16 protein-coding genes are annotated in these 16,244 nt (G+C 42.2%); 12 read left to right on the forward strand and 4 right to left on the reverse strand.

Going from position 1 to position 16,244, the window contains the following annotated elements:
- Positions 1 to 17 precede the first annotated feature (17 nt).
- The 8 genes from F0228_RS11060 to F0228_RS11095 are packed head-to-tail and all read left to right on the forward strand — an operon-like array spanning position 18 to position 8,226.
- Positions 18 to 1,121 (forward strand): glycosyltransferase family 52, encoded by a 1,104-nt coding sequence (locus F0228_RS11060; RefSeq protein ID WP_171730426.1) that lies wholly within the window; start codon positions 18 to 20, stop codon positions 1,119 to 1,121.
- 57 nt (positions 1,122 to 1,178) lie between these two features.
- Positions 1,179 to 2,369: a UDP-N-acetylglucosamine 4,6-dehydratase gene (locus tag F0228_RS11065; RefSeq protein WP_171730425.1), complete on the forward strand. Its 1,191-nt coding sequence runs from the start codon at positions 1,179 to 1,181 to the stop codon at positions 2,367 to 2,369.
- A 12-nt stretch (positions 2,370 to 2,381) separates the two neighbouring features.
- A complete protein-coding gene (locus F0228_RS11070) occupies positions 2,382 to 3,533 on the forward strand; it encodes a LegC family aminotransferase (protein WP_171730424.1) in 1,152 nt (383 codons plus the stop codon).
- Between the two features lie 17 nt (positions 3,534 to 3,550).
- Positions 3,551 to 4,744 carry a UDP-N-acetylglucosamine 2-epimerase gene (gene neuC, locus F0228_RS11075; protein ID WP_171730423.1) on the forward strand — a complete coding sequence of 398 codons (1,194 nt, stop codon included), beginning with the start codon at positions 3,551 to 3,553 and terminating at the stop codon, positions 4,742 to 4,744.
- Between the two features lie 7 nt (positions 4,745 to 4,751).
- A complete protein-coding gene (gene neuB / locus F0228_RS11080; RefSeq protein ID WP_171730422.1) occupies positions 4,752 to 5,825 on the forward strand; it encodes an N-acetylneuraminate synthase in 1,074 nt (357 codons plus the stop codon).
- Positions 5,826 to 5,847: 22 nt separating this feature from the next.
- Positions 5,848 to 6,480: an acetyltransferase gene (locus F0228_RS11085; protein ID WP_128162732.1), complete on the forward strand. Its 633-nt coding sequence runs from the start codon at positions 5,848 to 5,850 to the stop codon at positions 6,478 to 6,480.
- Positions 6,473 to 7,534 carry a nucleotidyltransferase family protein gene (locus tag F0228_RS11090; protein WP_171730495.1) on the forward strand — a complete coding sequence of 354 codons (1,062 nt, stop codon included), beginning with the start codon at positions 6,473 to 6,475 and terminating at the stop codon, positions 7,532 to 7,534. Before F0228_RS11085 ends, F0228_RS11090 begins: the two co-directional genes overlap by 8 nt.
- A complete protein-coding gene (locus F0228_RS11095; RefSeq protein ID WP_171730421.1) occupies positions 7,534 to 8,226 on the forward strand; it encodes an acylneuraminate cytidylyltransferase family protein in 693 nt (230 codons plus the stop codon). Before F0228_RS11090 ends, F0228_RS11095 begins: the two co-directional genes overlap by 1 nt.
- A 20-nt stretch (positions 8,227 to 8,246) precedes the next feature.
- Here the strand turns inward: F0228_RS11095 and F0228_RS11100 are convergent, their stop codons facing one another.
- The 3 genes from F0228_RS11100 to F0228_RS11110 are packed head-to-tail and all read right to left on the reverse strand — an operon-like array spanning position 8,247 to position 11,169.
- The gene (locus F0228_RS11100) at positions 8,247 to 9,326 is read right to left on the reverse strand and encodes a glycosyltransferase family 4 protein (protein ID WP_171730420.1); all 1,080 of its coding nucleotides are present in this window, start codon (positions 9,324 to 9,326) and stop codon (positions 8,247 to 8,249) included.
- A 10-nt stretch (positions 9,327 to 9,336) separates the two neighbouring features.
- The gene (locus tag F0228_RS11105) at positions 9,337 to 10,128 is read right to left on the reverse strand and encodes a glycosyltransferase family 2 protein (RefSeq protein ID WP_171730419.1); all 792 of its coding nucleotides are present in this window, start codon (positions 10,126 to 10,128) and stop codon (positions 9,337 to 9,339) included.
- Positions 10,129 to 10,137: 9 nt separating this feature from the next.
- Positions 10,138 to 11,169, reverse strand: a complete 1,032-nt coding sequence (locus F0228_RS11110) for a UDP-N-acetylglucosamine 2-epimerase (protein WP_171730494.1) — start codon at positions 11,167 to 11,169, stop codon at positions 10,138 to 10,140.
- A gap of 132 nt (positions 11,170 to 11,301) precedes the next feature.
- On the opposite strand from F0228_RS11110, the gene waaA reads away from it, so the two are divergent.
- On the forward strand, positions 11,302 to 12,564 hold the full coding sequence (gene waaA, locus F0228_RS11115; RefSeq protein WP_171730418.1) for a lipid IV(A) 3-deoxy-D-manno-octulosonic acid transferase: 1,263 nt from the start codon (positions 11,302 to 11,304) through the stop codon (positions 12,562 to 12,564).
- 309 nt (positions 12,565 to 12,873) lie between these two features.
- Here the strand turns inward: waaA and F0228_RS11120 are convergent, their stop codons facing one another.
- On the reverse strand, positions 12,874 to 13,587 hold the full coding sequence (locus F0228_RS11120; protein ID WP_171730417.1) for a 3-deoxy-D-manno-octulosonic acid kinase: 714 nt from the start codon (positions 13,585 to 13,587) through the stop codon (positions 12,874 to 12,876).
- 95 nt (positions 13,588 to 13,682) lie between these two features.
- Between F0228_RS11120 and F0228_RS11125 the strand changes: the two genes are divergently transcribed.
- The 3 genes from F0228_RS11125 (at position 13,683) to F0228_RS11135 (ending at position 16,235) form a co-directional block, all read left to right on the forward strand.
- A complete protein-coding gene (locus tag F0228_RS11125) occupies positions 13,683 to 14,747 on the forward strand; it encodes a glycosyltransferase family 9 protein (protein WP_171730416.1) in 1,065 nt (354 codons plus the stop codon).
- 1 nt (position 14,748) lies between these two features.
- The gene (gene coaD / locus F0228_RS11130) at positions 14,749 to 15,231 is read left to right on the forward strand and encodes a pantetheine-phosphate adenylyltransferase (RefSeq protein WP_171730415.1); all 483 of its coding nucleotides are present in this window, start codon (positions 14,749 to 14,751) and stop codon (positions 15,229 to 15,231) included.
- A gap of 251 nt (positions 15,232 to 15,482) precedes the next feature.
- On the forward strand, positions 15,483 to 16,235 hold the full coding sequence (locus F0228_RS11135; protein WP_171730414.1) for a glycosyltransferase family 25 protein: 753 nt from the start codon (positions 15,483 to 15,485) through the stop codon (positions 16,233 to 16,235).
- Positions 16,236 to 16,244 lie beyond the last annotated feature (9 nt).

Consider the following 16,244-nt stretch of genomic DNA (forward strand, 5'->3'; position numbering starts at 1 on the left):
TCTTATCGAGGTAAATCATGATAGATGGAAATTCAAATCTTTATATTTGCTCTACGGTAAGGCATGTTATGCTAAGTGTTTTTCATGCTGTTAAGTCAAATAAAAAATCAACCATTACATTGTTTAATGACTACCAAAATATTCCTTCTACACTTATAAATACATCTAACCTACCAAGTAACATTAACATTATATTGGCTAGTAGAGATGAGCTAACATCCGAAATAAAGCGAAAGGGTCTAATTGGTAAATTTATAATAAAATCCTCCATGCTCGGATTGCGTATCCCTAATTTTTTAAAGAGTTCTTTGACTTCCTATATTAATGATTATAAAAAAAATACACTTCCAGATTTAGGTAGCTATGAACTTTTTGTTTTCAATGATGACAATAAAATGTCTAGATTATTTAGGTTGTTGGTTCCAACATATAAAATGATTGAAGATGGAATGAGGAACTACATTGAAATTCCTGTTCATAGTCCAGTAAAAAAAACATTTAGACGGTTTAAGGGCTACCCTTCAAAGACAATGACCATGGGCGAAAAAAAAGAGTGTCTAGAAATTCACCTTCTTTCACCTGAGAAATCACCCTCAAAAGTAAAAGACAAAGTAAAAAAACTTACTCTATCAAAATCAGGACACGCTGTTGAGGTAGTATCAGAACTATTCCAAGTCGATAATTACACAAATAGAAAAAGAACGATCATTCTTGCTACTCAGCCCACATCTAAAGAAAACGCTCTACGATTCAAAGATATCAACTTTGTCAAAAAGGTCTATCAGGACATTTATAAACAGGCAATCAATGCTGGCTATAATGTTGTTTTAAAGCTCCACCCTTCTGAGCCAAAAGACGATTACAACAAACTCTTTGAGGGCGTTGAACAACTGCCTCCCAAACTTCCAGTTGAGCTATTTCTTATGATGTCGAATCAAAAGATGGGTATTGTGTCTTTGTTTTCGTCAGTGGGCATGGGACTAGAGGAGTACTGTGATGTTTTTCAAATATTAAAACAAGAAGAAGTATCCGAAGCTATCAATACAATCGCCAGCTTTGAAGAAAATCCCAAAGAACTAGACTTTAGAATTAATCAAGTTTTGCAAAAATTTGAATTATAATTTTAGTACAATGCGTAAATTAGTTATCTAATCCAGTTCAACATATAGAGTAATGCCATGACTAACGCTTTATCTTTGATCGGCCGAACAGAGGCCCTCTTCAATTCTGATATAAAACGACATCAAGAAAAGCTATCGGACGTTGTTTCACAGTCTCGCTTTCTTGTATTAGGGGGTGCAGGCTCTATTGGTCAAGCTGTTACCAAGGAAATCTTCAAACGTAACCCTAAGAAGCTACATGTTGTCGATATTAGTGAAAACAATATGGTAGAGCTTGTTCGAGATATCCGTAGTTCATTTGGTTACATTGATGGTGACTTCCAAACATTTGCTTTGGACATTGGTTCTCTAGAGTACGATGCATTCATCAAAGCTGATGGTAAGTTCGATTATGTATTGAACCTCTCTGCGCTTAAGCATGTTAGAAGTGAAAAAGATCCTTACACACTGATGCGCATGATCGATGTGAATGTTTTTAATACTGACAAAACGATCCAGCAGTCTATTGATGCTGGCGCGAAAAAGTATTTCTGTGTTTCAACAGATAAAGCTGCAAACCCAGTCAATATGATGGGAGCATCCAAACGTATTATGGAAATGTTCCTGATGCGTAAAAGCGAGCAAATGGCAATCTCAACGGCTCGATTTGCAAATGTGGCATTCTCTGATGGTTCGTTACTTCACGGATTTAACCAACGTATCCAAAAGCGCCAACCTATCGTGGCCCCAAACGACATCAAGCGTTACTTTGTTACTCCTCAAGAGTCGGGAGAGCTATGTTTAATGTCTTGTATCTTTGGCGAAAACCGTGACATTTTCTTCCCGAAACTGAGTGAAGCTCTACATCTTATTTCGTTTGCAGATATCGCGGTGAAATACCTAGAGCTACTTGGTTTTGAACCTCACCTATGTGAAACAGAAGAAGAAGCTCGCCAACTTGCACATACGCTTCCAGAGCAGGGCAAGTGGCCATGTTTGTTTACTGCAAGTGATACTACGGGTGAAAAAGACTTCGAAGAGTTTTTTACAGATAAAGAAGAGCTGGATATGTCTCGATTCGAAAATCTGGGCATCATCAAAAATGAACCTCTTTATGAGCAAGAGCTTCTTACTTTGTTTGAAAGCAGCATCTCTGAGATGAAAGGTGAGCGAGCTTGGACTAAAGAGCAGATTGTGAAACTGTTCTTTACCATGATCCCTGATTTTGGGCACAAAGAAACGGGTAAATACCTCGATAGCAAGATGTAAGTGGAGCATTCAATGAAAGCGACATCTATTGTTGAATTTGTGAGAGATACTTACAAAACAGACGAATTTATTCCCTTACATGCACCGACATTCGATGGCAACGAAAAAGCGTACGTAATGGAAACAATTGAAAGTACATTTGTTTCTAGCGTCGGTAAATTTGTTGATGATTTTGAGAGAAAAATTGAAGCTTACACTGGTACGGCTAAAGCTGTAGCGACAGTAAATGGCACAGCAGCATTGCATGCTGCATTGTACATGGCTGATGTTCAAAGAGGCGACTTGGTCGTCACGCAAGCTTTGACTTTTGTTGCAACCTGCAATGCTCTTTATCATATGGGGGCTGAGCCTATTTTTCTGGATGTATCTCCAGTGAGTTTAGGGTTGTGCCCTAAGGCTGTGGATGCATTTTTAGAAGAGAATGCTGAAGTCACAGACGCGGGGTGTATTCATAAAAAAACAGGCAGAAGAATCAAAGCCGTTATACCAATGCACACGTTTGGTCACCCTGTAGAGCTTGATGAACTGGTTGCCGTTTGCTTGAAATGGAACATCACGTTGGTTGAAGATGCCGCAGAAAGCCTAGGCTCGTTCTACAAGGGCAAACACACCGGTACTATTGGTGATTTTGGTGCTGTCAGCTTCAATGGCAATAAGATCATCACTACAGGCGGTGGTGGCATGGTGTTATGTAAGACTCAAGAATTAGGTGCGCGTACTAAGCATGTCACGACGACAGCAAAAGTTCCTCATCCGTATGAGTTCTTCCATGATGAACCTGGTTTCAACTATCGTATGCCAAACCTGAATGCAGCTCTAGGGTGTGCTCAGATGGAAGTTATCGAGCAGTACCTAAAACAAAAGAGAGTGCTTGCTGAAGGTTACAATGACTTTTTTAAAGGTTCAGACATCAAGTTTGTCACTGAACCTGAATATGCGCAGTCAAACTATTGGTTAAATGCAATCATTTGTCCGGATAAAGAAAGTCGCGAAGAGGTACTTAAAGGCACAAATGGTTCAGGCGTAATGACTCGACCAATTTGGCAGCTCATGCACAGATTACCTATGTTTGAGAATGCAATACGTGGTGACCTAACTTACTCAGAGTTTATTGAGGCGCACCTAATCAATCTTCCAAGTACCCCAGTGGAAATCAAAGGCTAAGTAGGTTTAATACATACATGACTCAGACACATAAAAAGGTTGCGGTCTTTACTGGTACAAGAGCAGAGTATGGTCTGCTCTTTTGGCTTTTAAAGGACATACAAAGCGATCCTGACCTAACACTTCAATTGCTTGTTTCTGGTATGCACCTATCACCGGAATTCGGTGATACTTACAAACAAATTGAAAAAGATGGCTTCAATATCGATGAGAAAATAGAGATTTTGTTGTCTTCTGATTCCGCTGTAGGTACAGCGAAAAGTATGGGGCTGGGTGTATTGGGGTTTGCCGATGCCTTGTCGCGACTAGCGCCAGATGTTCTTGTCATTCTTGGGGATCGCTTTGAAGCGCTCGCTGCAGCGCAAACGGCTATGATACTTCGTATTCCGATAATTCATCTTCATGGTGGTGAAATAACAGAAGGTGCTTATGACGATGCAATTCGCCATGCGATTACCAAGTTGAGTTACCTACATGGTACATCGACAGACGAATACCGAAACCGAGTGATTCAACTTGGTGAATCACCAGCACGTGTCAGAAATATTGGTGCAATTGGCTTAGACCACCTAAACCGAGCGTCTTTTATGACGGTTTCTGAGTTGAGTGAATCACTAAGTTTTGAACTCACAAAACCTTATTTTGTCGTGACTTATCACCCTGTTACTCTGGGTAACGAATCTCCAGAGGAAAGCTTTCAATCGCTTTTAGACGCATTGGAAGAATACCCTGATCATCAAGTTATATTGACTTACCCTAACGCAGATGACGGTGGTCGACGCATTATCCCAATGCTAGAAGATTATGCAGCAAGTCAACCAAAACGTGTCTTTGCAATCCCATCACTAGGGCAAGTGCGTTATCTGAGCTCGGTAAAGCATGCGGCTGCAGTTATTGGTAATTCGTCGAGTGGTATTATTGAAGTACCAGCTTTTGATGTCCCTACAGTGAACATAGGGGCTAGACAAAAGGGGCGCTTGGCCGCAAAAAGTGTTTTAAACACCACAGCTACGAAAGAATCCATCAGTAGCGCGATTGGCCTCGCTGTGAGCCGAAAGTATAAAGCTGAAGATGAAAATATTGCTAACCCCTACGGGCAAGGTGATAGTAGCAAGCAAGTCATAGAGATGATTAAAGGATTGGATTTTGATCCTTGTAAGTCTTTTTATGATGTAAACATTGAACCTGACTTAAACAAGAAAGTAGAGTGAGACAATAATGACTTTGATTATTGCTGAAGCGGGTGTAAACCATAACGGCCAAGAAGAACTAGCGTTTTCTTTGGTCGACGCTGCTCACAAAGCCGGAGCGGATATAGTAAAGTTCCAAACTTTTAAAGCAAAAAACCTAGTTACCGAAGAGGCTAAGCAAGCTGAATATCAAGTAGCAAATACTCAAAAGCAAGAGTCTCAGTTAGCGATGTTAAGCCGTTTAGAACTGTCGTACGACACCCACCATGATCTCGTCAAATACTGTGAGTCCCTTGGTATTGAGTTTCTATCAACAGCTTTCGATTTTGAAAGTTTAGATTTCTTAGTCAATGATCTTGGTTTAACGCGCTTGAAGTTGCCTTCCGGTGAATTAACGAACGCTCCTCTTGTATTGGCTCATGCTCGTACCGGTTGCGATCTTATTGTATCAACAGGTATGGCAACAATTTCCGAAATTGAGACAGCTCTTGGAGTGATTGCTTACGGATATACGGCAGATGAAAAAGCAGAACCTTCGATGCTAGGTTTCCAAGAAGCTTATGCATCAGAAGCTGGTCAAAAAGCGCTAAAAGAGAAAGTAACAATTCTTCATTGTACGACAGAATATCCTGCTCCAATGGAAGAAATCAACCTAAGAGCAATGGATACGCTAGGGCGAACATTTGACTTGGCGGCAGGCTATTCGGACCACAGTGAAGGAATAACGATACCAATTGCGGCTGTTGCCCGTGGTGCTGTTCTCATAGAGAAGCATTTTACATTAGATAAAAACATGGAAGGTCCAGACCATAAAGCTTCTCTAGAGCCACAAGAGCTAGAGGCAATGGTAAAAGCCATCCGTCAGATTGAGATTGCATTAGGCTCTAGCGTAAAAACTCCTACAGTATCTGAAATGAAAAACAAATCCGTAGCGCGAAAAAGCTTAGTAGCAGCAATGGATATTAAAGAGGGTGAAGAATTAACAGAATCTAACCTCACAATTAAGCGTCCAGGTATTGGTTTGTCCCCTTACCGTTATTGGGAACTTCTTGGCACTAAAGCAACCAAGGGATACAAAACAGGAGAGCTGATCATTGAGTGATGAGGTGAATCTTCCTATTGTAATGATTGGTGGAGGTGGGCATGCTAGCGTGTTAACCGATATTTTGCTGGAGAAAGGACGAGAGATTATTGCAGTTATTAGCCCAGATGACATAACTCAACGTAGTGTTTTCGTGGGACTTACACAACTCTTAGAAGACACAGATATAACGAAGTACTCACCAAATGATGTTCTGTTGGTAAATGGTATCGGCATGATGCCAAAATCTTCACTACGAGAAAAAGTTGGACTCTATTTTAGCCAGCTAGGCTATCGATTTGAGACCGTTATAGCATCAACTGCTCATGTTTCAAATTTTGCGTCACTAGCTGAAGGATCTCAAGTTCTTCATCAAGCAGTCGTCCAGGCCGGCGCTGAGGTAGGAGCTCACAGCATCATTAATACTGCAGCACTCATTGAACATGATTGCACCATCGGCCAGCATAACCACATTGCTCCTCGAGCAACACTTTGTGGGCAAGTTAAAACTCACTGCTGTGTGTATGTGGGAGCAGGTTCAACGGTGATCCAGGGCATTGAGCTAGGCAAAGGCTGTATTGTAGGAGCAGGGAGCACTATTGTTAAAGACATAGGCTCTCAGATTGTTACTTTCGCTAAACAAAATCAAGAAACTAAGTTGATTGAAAATGATTAATAGTTGGAAACAAGCCATCTTATCACCGGCAGCAACACTAAAAGATGCGCTACAAATTATAGACTCAGAAGCACTGCGTGGTGCATTAGTCGTTGACTCCTCTCAAGCATTATTAGGTGTGGTAACTGATGGAGATATTCGTCGAGGGCTTTTATCAGGAAAAAACCTCGAAGCTCCTGTAGCGGATGTAATGAACTGTTCACCAATGACCGCGAATTCAGAGAGCTCAAGAGAGTACTTGATTGAGCAAATGAACAAGCTTGATATTCTGTTTATTCCAATCGTAGACGATGGCAGATTAGTTGGCTTAGAAACCTTGCATCGTGCCTTAGTTAATAAGCCTAACTATCAAAACCCGGTGTTCATTATGGCTGGAGGTTTTGGCACTCGCCTTAAACCTTTAACAGATAGTTGTCCGAAACCTATGCTAAAGGTTGGTGGTAAGCCTATTCTAGAAACATTGATACATAACTTTATCAAAGCCGGATTTCAAAACTTTTATATTTCAACCCATTACATGCCTGAGCAAATTGAAAATTACTTTGGTGATGGTACAGAGCTTGGCGTGAACATTACTTATGTTCATGAAGATGAACCACTCGGTACAGGAGGGGCGCTGGGACTTCTACCCGATGATTTACCGAAAGGGTTACCGCTCATAATGATGAATGGTGATGTACTGACTAAGGTGGACTTTCAACGCCTACTTGATTTCCATAATGAAAATCAAGCCGACGCAACAATGTGTGTGCGAGAGTACGATTATCAAATCCCTTATGGTGTGATCAATGGAGAAGGAAACAAAATAACGAGTATGGTTGAAAAACCAATTCAACGTTTCTTTGTTAATGCTGGTATATATGTGGTTTCTCCAGAAGTGATTAACTCGGTTCCCCAGAGTCACAAAATTGATATGCCGACTTTGCTAGAACAGCACATGGAACAAAGAAACAATATCCTAATGTTTCCTATTCATGAATATTGGCTTGATATTGGTCGTATGGATGATTTTAATCGCGCACAAGCTGATATTCACAGTTTAGGGATGTTCTAATGATTAATGGAAAAAAGGTCTTAGCACTTATTCCCGCTCGTGGTGGTAGTAAACGACTTCCAAGAAAAAATGTACTGCCTCTAGCTGGAAAACCACTGATTGGGTGGTCAATTGATGCAGCTCAAAACAGTAAATTTATCGACAAAATATTCGTTAGCACTGATGACCAAGAGATTGTAGATGTAGTTTCCCTATTTGGTGTCAATGTTCCGGAGCTAAGACCTGACTACCTAGCATCAGATACTGCTACGACGCAAAGCGTTTTAACTTATACGTTAGAAAAATTTGGTAGTGACATAGATATAATTGTACTGCTTCAACCAACATCTCCGTTGCGAACAGCTCAGCATATCGATGAAGCATTGGATCTGTTCATTGAAAAGCAGGCTTTCTCTGTAGTTTCCGTTACACCATGTGAGCACCCACCGCTTTGGGCTAACACGCTCCCTGAAGATGGCACAATGGGAGACTTTATTCGCCCAGAAGCATTAAAACGATCTCAAGATTGCGGTGATTTTTTCCGATTCAATGGGGCTATTTACATCTTTGATGTTCGAAGGTTTATGGAGTACGGCGAAATTAGATACACAGATGAATCCTTCGCCTACGTTATGGAAAATCGAGTTTCTTTTGATATTGACCAACCATTAGACTTTGAGCTAGCCGAGTTCTTTATGAACAAAGAGGGCTAAATAGCCCTCTTCACTCTATATTACTGCTGAAGCAACTTCTCAAAAAATTCCAGGTGCTTTTTCACTGTTACTCGTGAACTAAAGCTTTCATCTAAGCGCTTCTTAGCCGCTTCACTCATGGCTGTGCACTTGGCCTTGTCTTGTGCGAGCTTGTCCATAGACTCGCCCAACGCTTTAGCGTCTCCCGTAGGGACAATATAACCCGTTTCGCCATCTACAACGAGTTCAGGAGCACCACCGGTGGTCGTCACTACTGAAGTTGTGCCATTTGCCATTGCTTCGACAATCGTGCGTGGTAGCCCTTCTCCGCTGATCGATGGTTGAACTTGAAAGTCTGCCATACACATAATTGAAGGGATATCGGTTCGGTGACCTATGTAATGAATTCGCTCACTCATAGGGCTCGCTTTCATCTCATCAAAGTGAGGCTCATAACCACTACCCGCTAAGATCAGATGGAAGTTGGGTGCCGAAATGTATTTGGTCGCTTCAAGCAAAACGGAAATACCTTTGCTTGGCCTGACGTGCGCTGCAGTAATCGCAACAACATCCTCTTCACTCAAACCAAATTCAGAGCGCTCAGTTGGTGGTACCTTGTACCAATCCAATTCATGCCCTTTGTATATGGTAACAACGTTATCTTTGTTCTTCCAAACACGCTTCACTACATCCTGTCGTACTGCTTCAGACACACACACAATACCATCCACGCGAGGATGGAGCTGAGTTAGGTAAGCACTTGGGTCATGTCGATACAGCCCGCCAGTAGTACCTCGATAAACAACCAACTTAACGTCAAAGCCAATACACGCAAAAGCTGCATTGGGTATTGTCTTAGAGTTAAAAGCATAGCAGATATCGTAATTGTGCGTTTTTAACTCATGACGGATCTTTTTAATGGTATCAAAACAAATTTTACGTTTAGGATAGCCATCAACAACTCGGATGCCGTGCTCTTCTAGCTTCGATACGTGCTCAGATTCTCCCTGAGTCATGATCGTCACTTGATGCCCTTGACGAGCTAGCTCGATAAAAATCGCAGCTTCTGGACGCAAACTGTTCCATGCATGTAAGTAAGATGCACAAACTAAAATCTTCATCTATCGGTCCCTATTTAGCTTGGTCTGTTGAACTGTCTTCTGAGCGATTTTCAAGAATCCACAAACCAACATATTTATTGAAATTCACCTGAGCGTAAGTCATAGCCATAATGAAACCGACACTGCCATCCATAAAACCACGACGGATAATGTACACAAGGAAAAACGTCCACATCGCTCGTAGTAGAGCAAGAAATAAGCCGTGTGATTTCTTACCTTTACGGTGATATTTTTGAGAACCAAGCCAAGCATATTGCGCCGCTTTATCTAAGCCGTGCCCATAATCTCGGTGAGTATAGTGGAGCAAGTAGCCTTTCAGGATACCCGTCGTTCCTTGTTCCGGTACAACAGTTTCGTGCACTTCATCCAACGTATATCTAGAACCTTCTCTTTTGAAGAGCCTCAACACAGCACGAGCACTGCGGCCATGCTTAAGTGTTGTTCCATAGAGCGTCACTCCCCAAGGAAGTTTGTAAGCAGTATGTTTGATTTGATCTTGTTTTAATAATTCAACAAGAGCCTTGCTCATTTCAGGGTCTAAAGCTTCATCTGCATCGATTGATAACACCCAATCACATGTCGCTTTATCTAGCGCTCGTTGCTTTTGCTTACCAAAGCCCGGCCAATCGGTGATGGTCACGTTGTCTGTATATTTTTGGCATATCTCAACGGTTGCGTCCGTTGAACCGCTGTCTAACACAATTAGCTCATCGGCAATATCAACCACAGATTTAAGGCAAGTTTCAATTCGGTCTTCTTCATTCTTGGTAATAACAATGACAGACAGGGTATGTTTTCTCATTATTCAGCCCTAGAATTTCCAATAGTTTAAAGATTTACGGATTTTAAAGTTACGAATCCAATTTTTTGGTTTTTTATCCTGCCAACCGCTTTCTAGCACATCCGTAATAGCACTCAGAACTCTCGCTGAGGATTGCCCGTCCAAATATGGCGTTATTGACGGACCATAATTAGCGATGGCTTTGTCTCTTGCTTCATCCGGTAGCATCGCTTGTTGAATTGCGGATTCTAACTGCTCTGCTTGGGTAATATTGATGAAACTCGCTTGAGGGTCTCGGTTATTTACCGTAACAACCGGCTTATTAAGCAACAAAAATTCCTGAAAGATCGATGAGTTGTCACATACCATCACATCAGCACGATGCTGCATTTCAATCACTCGATCATTGTCGAAGAACAGAAGGTTGTCCCCTTCCAACGCCTGGTATTTTTCTCGTGTCTCTTGCTTCATTTTAGGATGCAATGTGACTAACCATTGCCACTGGCTCAGTTTGCTTAGGCGCTTAAGCTCTTCATAAACCAATTCAGCACAGGATAAACTTGGCGAAAAAGTGGAAGCGAATAGAATTTGAGGTCTTTCAAAATGCTTGTCACTGGTTTGGTAATTTAACAAGCTATCTAGCTTCAACCAGCCAGTCTCTTTGACTTGAAAGTAGCCGCGCTGCTTAGCTAATGGTTCCAATGAGTTGCTTCTTTCATGGCCTTCTGTGCAATACAAATCAAATAGACCACGCTCAGGATATAAGTTCCCTCGTTTACTCTCATTCAAACCGTGAAACACTTGCACCTTCAACCCTGGAATGAAAGCAGGAACGCGATCTCCGGGTACTAAGACAGCACAAGGATTATAGGCGACAGCTTCTGTCAAAGACACGCGCTGCTCTTGATCTAATAAAAGATGTTCAGAAGCATCCTCACCAACGAGCAACCACTTTACGTCATGGCCAAGTTGCTTCGCGTAATTATAAAATGGGCGAAGGATAGCAAATGAGTAGTTTTGCTCGACATAGAGCAAAAAACGATAGGATTGATCGGTTTGAATAAGCGATGAGATAGAGTTCACCATTTCCGTTTGAAAGTGTCACTAAGCATTTAATTATAACGCTCTTTACTTTCGAGATTGAAGAAAATACTCTTCTCATTACTGATTTTACCCTCTGGTGTCACTGTTCTTATGCTTATACGGCTTATATACACTCTTATATTGTCATTGGCCTCTCCACTACTCCTCTATGGGCTTTATAAGAGCAAACCCGGCAAACCAAGTTTCGGCAAGCGCTGGAAAGAGCATTTCGGTATCACGCCGCAAGTTCAAGGTAAAAGCCCTATCTGGATTCATGCGGTGTCGGTGGGTGAATCTATTGCTGCGATACCTATTATCAAGCAATTGAGGCAGAGAGAACCAAATCAAGCCATCATTGTTACCACGACAACCAGCACAGGTGCTGAGCAAATAGACAAGCTTGGTGATTTGGTCGAACATCGCTACATGCCGATTGATTTTTCTTGGTGTGTACGAGGCTTCCTTAAATCAGTACAGCCAAAGCAGATGTTGATTATGGAAACAGAGCTTTGGCCAAACACGCTACATTGCGTGGCGAAAGCTGGGATTCCTATATCAGTACTCAACGCTCGCCTTTCTGAACGTTCATGCCAACGCTACGCCAAATTCCAACCCGTGTTTAACCTTCTAGCTAATAACCTTTCTCAGGTACTCTGTCAGTACCCTAGTGATGCGGAACGTTTTGTAAGGCTAGGCCTAGATAAAGCATCTGTGCATGTGACGGGCTCAATCAAGTTTGATATTGAAGTCTCTACTGAACACGTTGAAAAAGGCAAAGCATTGAGGAAACAGATAGGTTTTGATCGCGATGTCTGGATTGCTGCTAGCACTCATCAAGGTGAAGACGACATTGTTTTAGATGCTCATAAGCAACTTCTTAAAGACAATCCAAATGCGTTGCTGATGATCGTTCCTCGCCACCCTGAGCGATTTAACCAAGTGGCAGAGCTCACTAAGCAGCACGACTTCAACACTATAACTCGAACGAGTCAGCAGCGATTAACATCTGATGTTGAAGTCTATATCGCTGATACCATGGGCGAAATGTTGGTACTACTCGGCGGTGCTGATGTCTGTTTTATGGGCGGAAGCCTTGTTGGAGATAAAGTAGGAGGGCATAACTTGCTAGAGCCAGCAGCCCTGAAGTTGCCTCTACTGAATGGCCCTAGTTACTTTAATTTTAGCGAAATCACCGACAAACTGCTTGAGGCGAATGCTGTTACTATTTGTCAAAACAGCAATGAAATTACTGACCAGCTCAGAGAGCTATTTACCCACCCTGATTTGTGTCAAGACAGGGGCTTAGCGGCTTATCAAGTGGTTGAGCAGAACCGAGGGGCGTTGGATAGCACCTTACAATATATTATTGACTAGGGCGTGTTGATCTTTTGAGCTGATTTTTGCAGCGAGTTGCTGGGTATTTATACAAGGCAGAGGCTTTGATGTGTAGCTAGCCTACATGATAAGCCGATAACGTAGTAGAAATGACCAGCAAACGCTGCCCGAAGGGTTCGAGCTAGACGCCCCCGCAAAAAGCACTTTACTCTTTGTTAAGGGAGATTTGCTTAGAATGACTAGGCTACTTCCCCCTCGCCGCGATAAAAACGCTTTTGACTAGGCGTCCCCATCCGAACAAAATTTAACCGCAAAAGGTCAATACGCCCTAAAAACCATTCGATTTCGTTAGCCTTGGTAGCCTGTTAAAAGAGGCTCCCAATCTGACTCTTGCCATTGAATCTGGCGCTTGTTCACTTCTTTTAGGAATGAGCGCTTTAAGCGACTCAAGTTACCTTCTTTCCAGTCATCACCCGCTTGCTGACCACACTTATCAAAGTCAATAATCCACACCTTTTGTGAATCATCAAGCAGGATATTATGAATGTTGAGATCAGTGTGATTAACCCCAGCATCGTGCATTTTGCGTATCTCGCGGCCAATCTTTTGATAAACATCCGCACGTATCGGATCAGAAACCAAGACATCAACCAGATCTTTCGCATTGGGAATTCGTTCCGACATCAGATCTGCACGATAAAAAAGCCCGCTTTTCGTCGCCCGAGCGGCAATCGGCTTAGGTACATTCACACCTGCATTAGCTAGTACCTTAAGAACATTAAGCTCCATCGCACAGCGCGTGCTTTCCCAGTCAGAAAATCGATATTGGTCCTCGACGAGTTTGCCAAATAGCCCACCACGGCGATAGTGACGCAACGCGGCTTGCATTCCATCAAGTTGAATAAACCAGGTGGTACCACGCCCCTGTGCACTCCCTGAAATAGACTCACGTTGCTGCCAGTATTCTGCCTCAAAGATCTGAACCATCTCACCCTCCGGCACTTGTGCCAGAAGCTCAGGGTCATACCAAATTGTTTGGTTCTTAGTGTTAATCGTTTCCATCTATGAGGCCTTTGGGTCGCTTTTCGTCATTGCTATTTTACAACTAATGCGAGTATCTGCATAATTCTGATGTTATTCACTTTTTTGGGCTCTTTATGTCACTGTTCTCAACTGCACCTCAATCTCTTTGCATACTTCGCCTATCCGCGATTGGCGATGTTTGTCATGCTATTTCTGTGGTTCAAGCCATCCAGAAGCAGTGGCCTGAAACGAAAATTACTTGGATAACCGGGAAAATAGAAGCCATGCTGATCGGCGACCTGCCGGGTATTGAGGTAATTATTTTCGATAAGAAACAAGGCTTCAAAGGAATGCGTGAACTATGGCGCCAATTGTCAGATCGAAAATTTGATGCGCTGCTACACATGCAAGCCGCACTCAGAGCCAGCGTACTTTCCTGGGGAATAAAGGCGAAGTGTAAAGTAGGGTTTGGCAAAAACCGTACTCGTGAAATGCAATCACTCTTTACTAATCGCCACCTGCCTATTTCAGATAAGTTTCATGTGTTAGATAACTTTGCCGAGTTTGCTCGCTACATTGGTGTACCCTTCGATAAACCCCTGTGGGATATTCCTTTAACACAGGAAGACGAACAACTAGCCATCGACACCATGGCTGGGAAACAAACCTTGGTTATCTCTCCTGCCGCAAGCAAAGATTCACGTAACTGGTTAACTGAGCGATATGCCGCTATTGCCGATTATGCAGTAGAAAAAGGGATGCAAGTGGTACTGTGTGGCTCTCCAGCACCAAGAGAAGTAAACCTTGGTAACGACATCGAAGCGCTATGCCAATCTCCTATCATCAACTTAATTGGTAAAACTCACCTAAAACAGCTCACCGCAGTACTCAAGCATGCGACCGTGGTAATCGCACCAGATACCGGTCCAGCACATCTGGCAACGACACAATCAACACCTGTCATCGGGTTATACGCACACAGTGATCCTCGAAGAACAGGGCCCTACAATGACCTTGATATCGTAGTCAGTGTTTATCAACAACATGTAGAGGCGCAACAAGGGAAACCGGTTAAAGACCTTCCGTGGGGAACTCGAGCAAAAGGCGATGATCTGATGAAAGACATCACGCTCGACATGGTACAGCAGAAACTCGATAAAGCCTTAAACTCTATTAAAACACCAAGCAAGGACAGCTAATATGACCACTCACGTTATCTACCCAGGCACTTTCGATCCGGTAACCAATGGTCACCTCGATATTATTGTCCGAGCTGCAAGCATGTTTGATCATATCACGGTGGGAGTAGCCGCGAGTCCAAGCAAAAAGACCATGTTTCAGTTAGATGAACGAGTAGAGCTGTTGCGTGATGCCGTGTCTCACTTACCTAATGTATCTGTTGAAGGCTTTTCTGGTTTACTTGTCGACTTTGCCAAAGAGCAGAAAGCTAACGTATTGGTACGTGGCCTAAGAACAACTATGGATTTTGAGTACGAGTTCGGTCTCACTAGCATGTACCGCAAGCTACTCCCCGGCCTTGAAAGCGTGTTCCTAACCCCTTCGGAAGAGTATGCTTTCCTATCTTCGACTATTGTTCGTGAAGTCGCGATACACGGTGGGGAAATAAGTCAGTTTGTGCCACAGAAAGTTGCAGATGAAATCAAACTGAAAACAGTGAAATAATCCTGTATTCAAAAACAAAAATAGCGCTCATTGAGCGCTATTTTTAATTCGGATGAATCAATTACTACAGCGAGTAATAGATTTTACAGTTAAGAACCTCAAACACATCTTTAGTAACAAATTAACCTCATTAGTTCTAGGATTGTTGACATCAATCACAACCCTCACTTACAGGAAAGTGGCTAACTATCGCAACAAAACAGGTAGGTGCTAACATATTCCCCTAACAACAAACACATCAATACAACATTATGAAATCATACTGTATTACCTTAAAAAATAATCATTGTAGACAAAAGTCGACAACTACTGCCCTTAAGGATGTTCAGGTTGACTTTGAATTTTTTATTGGGGTGGATGCTCGAGTCGATGAACACCCTTTGCTCGAAAGAATTGAGAGCAATGAATTTCAATACAATATGGGGAGAGCACACGCAATTGGCGAAGTTGGATGCTATGCAAGTCATTACTTAGTTTGGCAAAAGTGTGTCGAACTTAATGAACCCATATTAGTTTTCGAAGATCATGTTGATATTGATGCAGATACTTTTCGGAATACTTTAACCATCGCAAAACAACATATTGAACAATGCGGGTATATTCGATTACAAAATAGTAAGAACAGATTAAATTATCCAGTCTGTAAGTACGAGAAACAGAACCTAGTCAAATATTTAAAGGTACCTCAAGGGACGGCTGGCTATGCGCTATCTCCTACTGCCGCAAAAGCATTCATCAAACATAGTCAAACCTTTAGACACCCTGTTGATGTATTCTTGAGAAACACTTGGATTCACAATCAACCGATGTTTGGTGTCAATCAAGCAGGAATGCAACGAAATGATAAGCCGTCGATCATTGGTAACCGTAAGCATCAAGGAGAAAAGAATTACTTTGTTGCTTCAATGAAACTAATGAATAAATTGAAAAGTATGGTGCTCAATCTAGTCACAAACATCAATCACTTGTTTACCTTGAATAAAGAGTACAGCCCAAAGTTTTAGAATAAAAAC

Origin of the sequence: Vibrio sp. 99K-1 (genome assembly GCF_013114585.1) — a bacterium.
Taxonomy (GTDB): Bacteria; Pseudomonadota; Gammaproteobacteria; order Enterobacterales; family Vibrionaceae; genus Vibrio; species Vibrio chagasii_B.

Bases quoted from the DNA above. Each gene is read 5' to 3' on its own strand.
- F0228_RS11065 (WP_171730425.1), top strand. From the start codon at position 1,179: ATGACTAACGCTTTATCTTTGATCGGCCGAACAGAGGCCCTCTTCAAT.
- F0228_RS11095 (WP_171730421.1), top strand. From the start codon at position 7,534: ATGATTAATGGAAAAAAGGTCTTAGCACTTATTCCCGCTCGTGGTGGT.
- neuB (WP_171730422.1), top strand. From the start codon at position 4,752: ATGACTTTGATTATTGCTGAAGCGGGTGTAAACCATAACGGCCAAGAA.
- F0228_RS11090 (WP_171730495.1), top strand. From the start codon at position 6,473: ATGATTAATAGTTGGAAACAAGCCATCTTATCACCGGCAGCAACACTA.
- waaA (WP_171730418.1), top strand. From the start codon at position 11,302: ATGCTTATACGGCTTATATACACTCTTATATTGTCATTGGCCTCTCCA.
- F0228_RS11100 (WP_171730420.1), bottom strand. From the start codon at position 9,326: ATGAAGATTTTAGTTTGTGCATCTTACTTACATGCATGGAACAGTTTG.
- F0228_RS11125 (WP_171730416.1), top strand. From the start codon at position 13,683: ATGTCACTGTTCTCAACTGCACCTCAATCTCTTTGCATACTTCGCCTA.
- coaD (WP_171730415.1), top strand. From the start codon at position 14,749: ATGACCACTCACGTTATCTACCCAGGCACTTTCGATCCGGTAACCAAT.
- F0228_RS11070 (WP_171730424.1), top strand. From the start codon at position 2,382: ATGAAAGCGACATCTATTGTTGAATTTGTGAGAGATACTTACAAAACA.
- F0228_RS11105 (WP_171730419.1), bottom strand. From the start codon at position 10,128: ATGAGAAAACATACCCTGTCTGTCATTGTTATTACCAAGAATGAAGAA.
- neuC (WP_171730423.1), top strand. From the start codon at position 3,551: ATGACTCAGACACATAAAAAGGTTGCGGTCTTTACTGGTACAAGAGCA.
- F0228_RS11135 (WP_171730414.1), top strand. From the start codon at position 15,483: ATGAAATCATACTGTATTACCTTAAAAAATAATCATTGTAGACAAAAG.
- F0228_RS11085 (WP_128162732.1), top strand. From the start codon at position 5,848: ATGATTGGTGGAGGTGGGCATGCTAGCGTGTTAACCGATATTTTGCTG.
- F0228_RS11060 (WP_171730426.1), top strand. From the start codon at position 18: ATGATAGATGGAAATTCAAATCTTTATATTTGCTCTACGGTAAGGCAT.
- F0228_RS11120 (WP_171730417.1), bottom strand. From the start codon at position 13,587: ATGGAAACGATTAACACTAAGAACCAAACAATTTGGTATGACCCTGAG.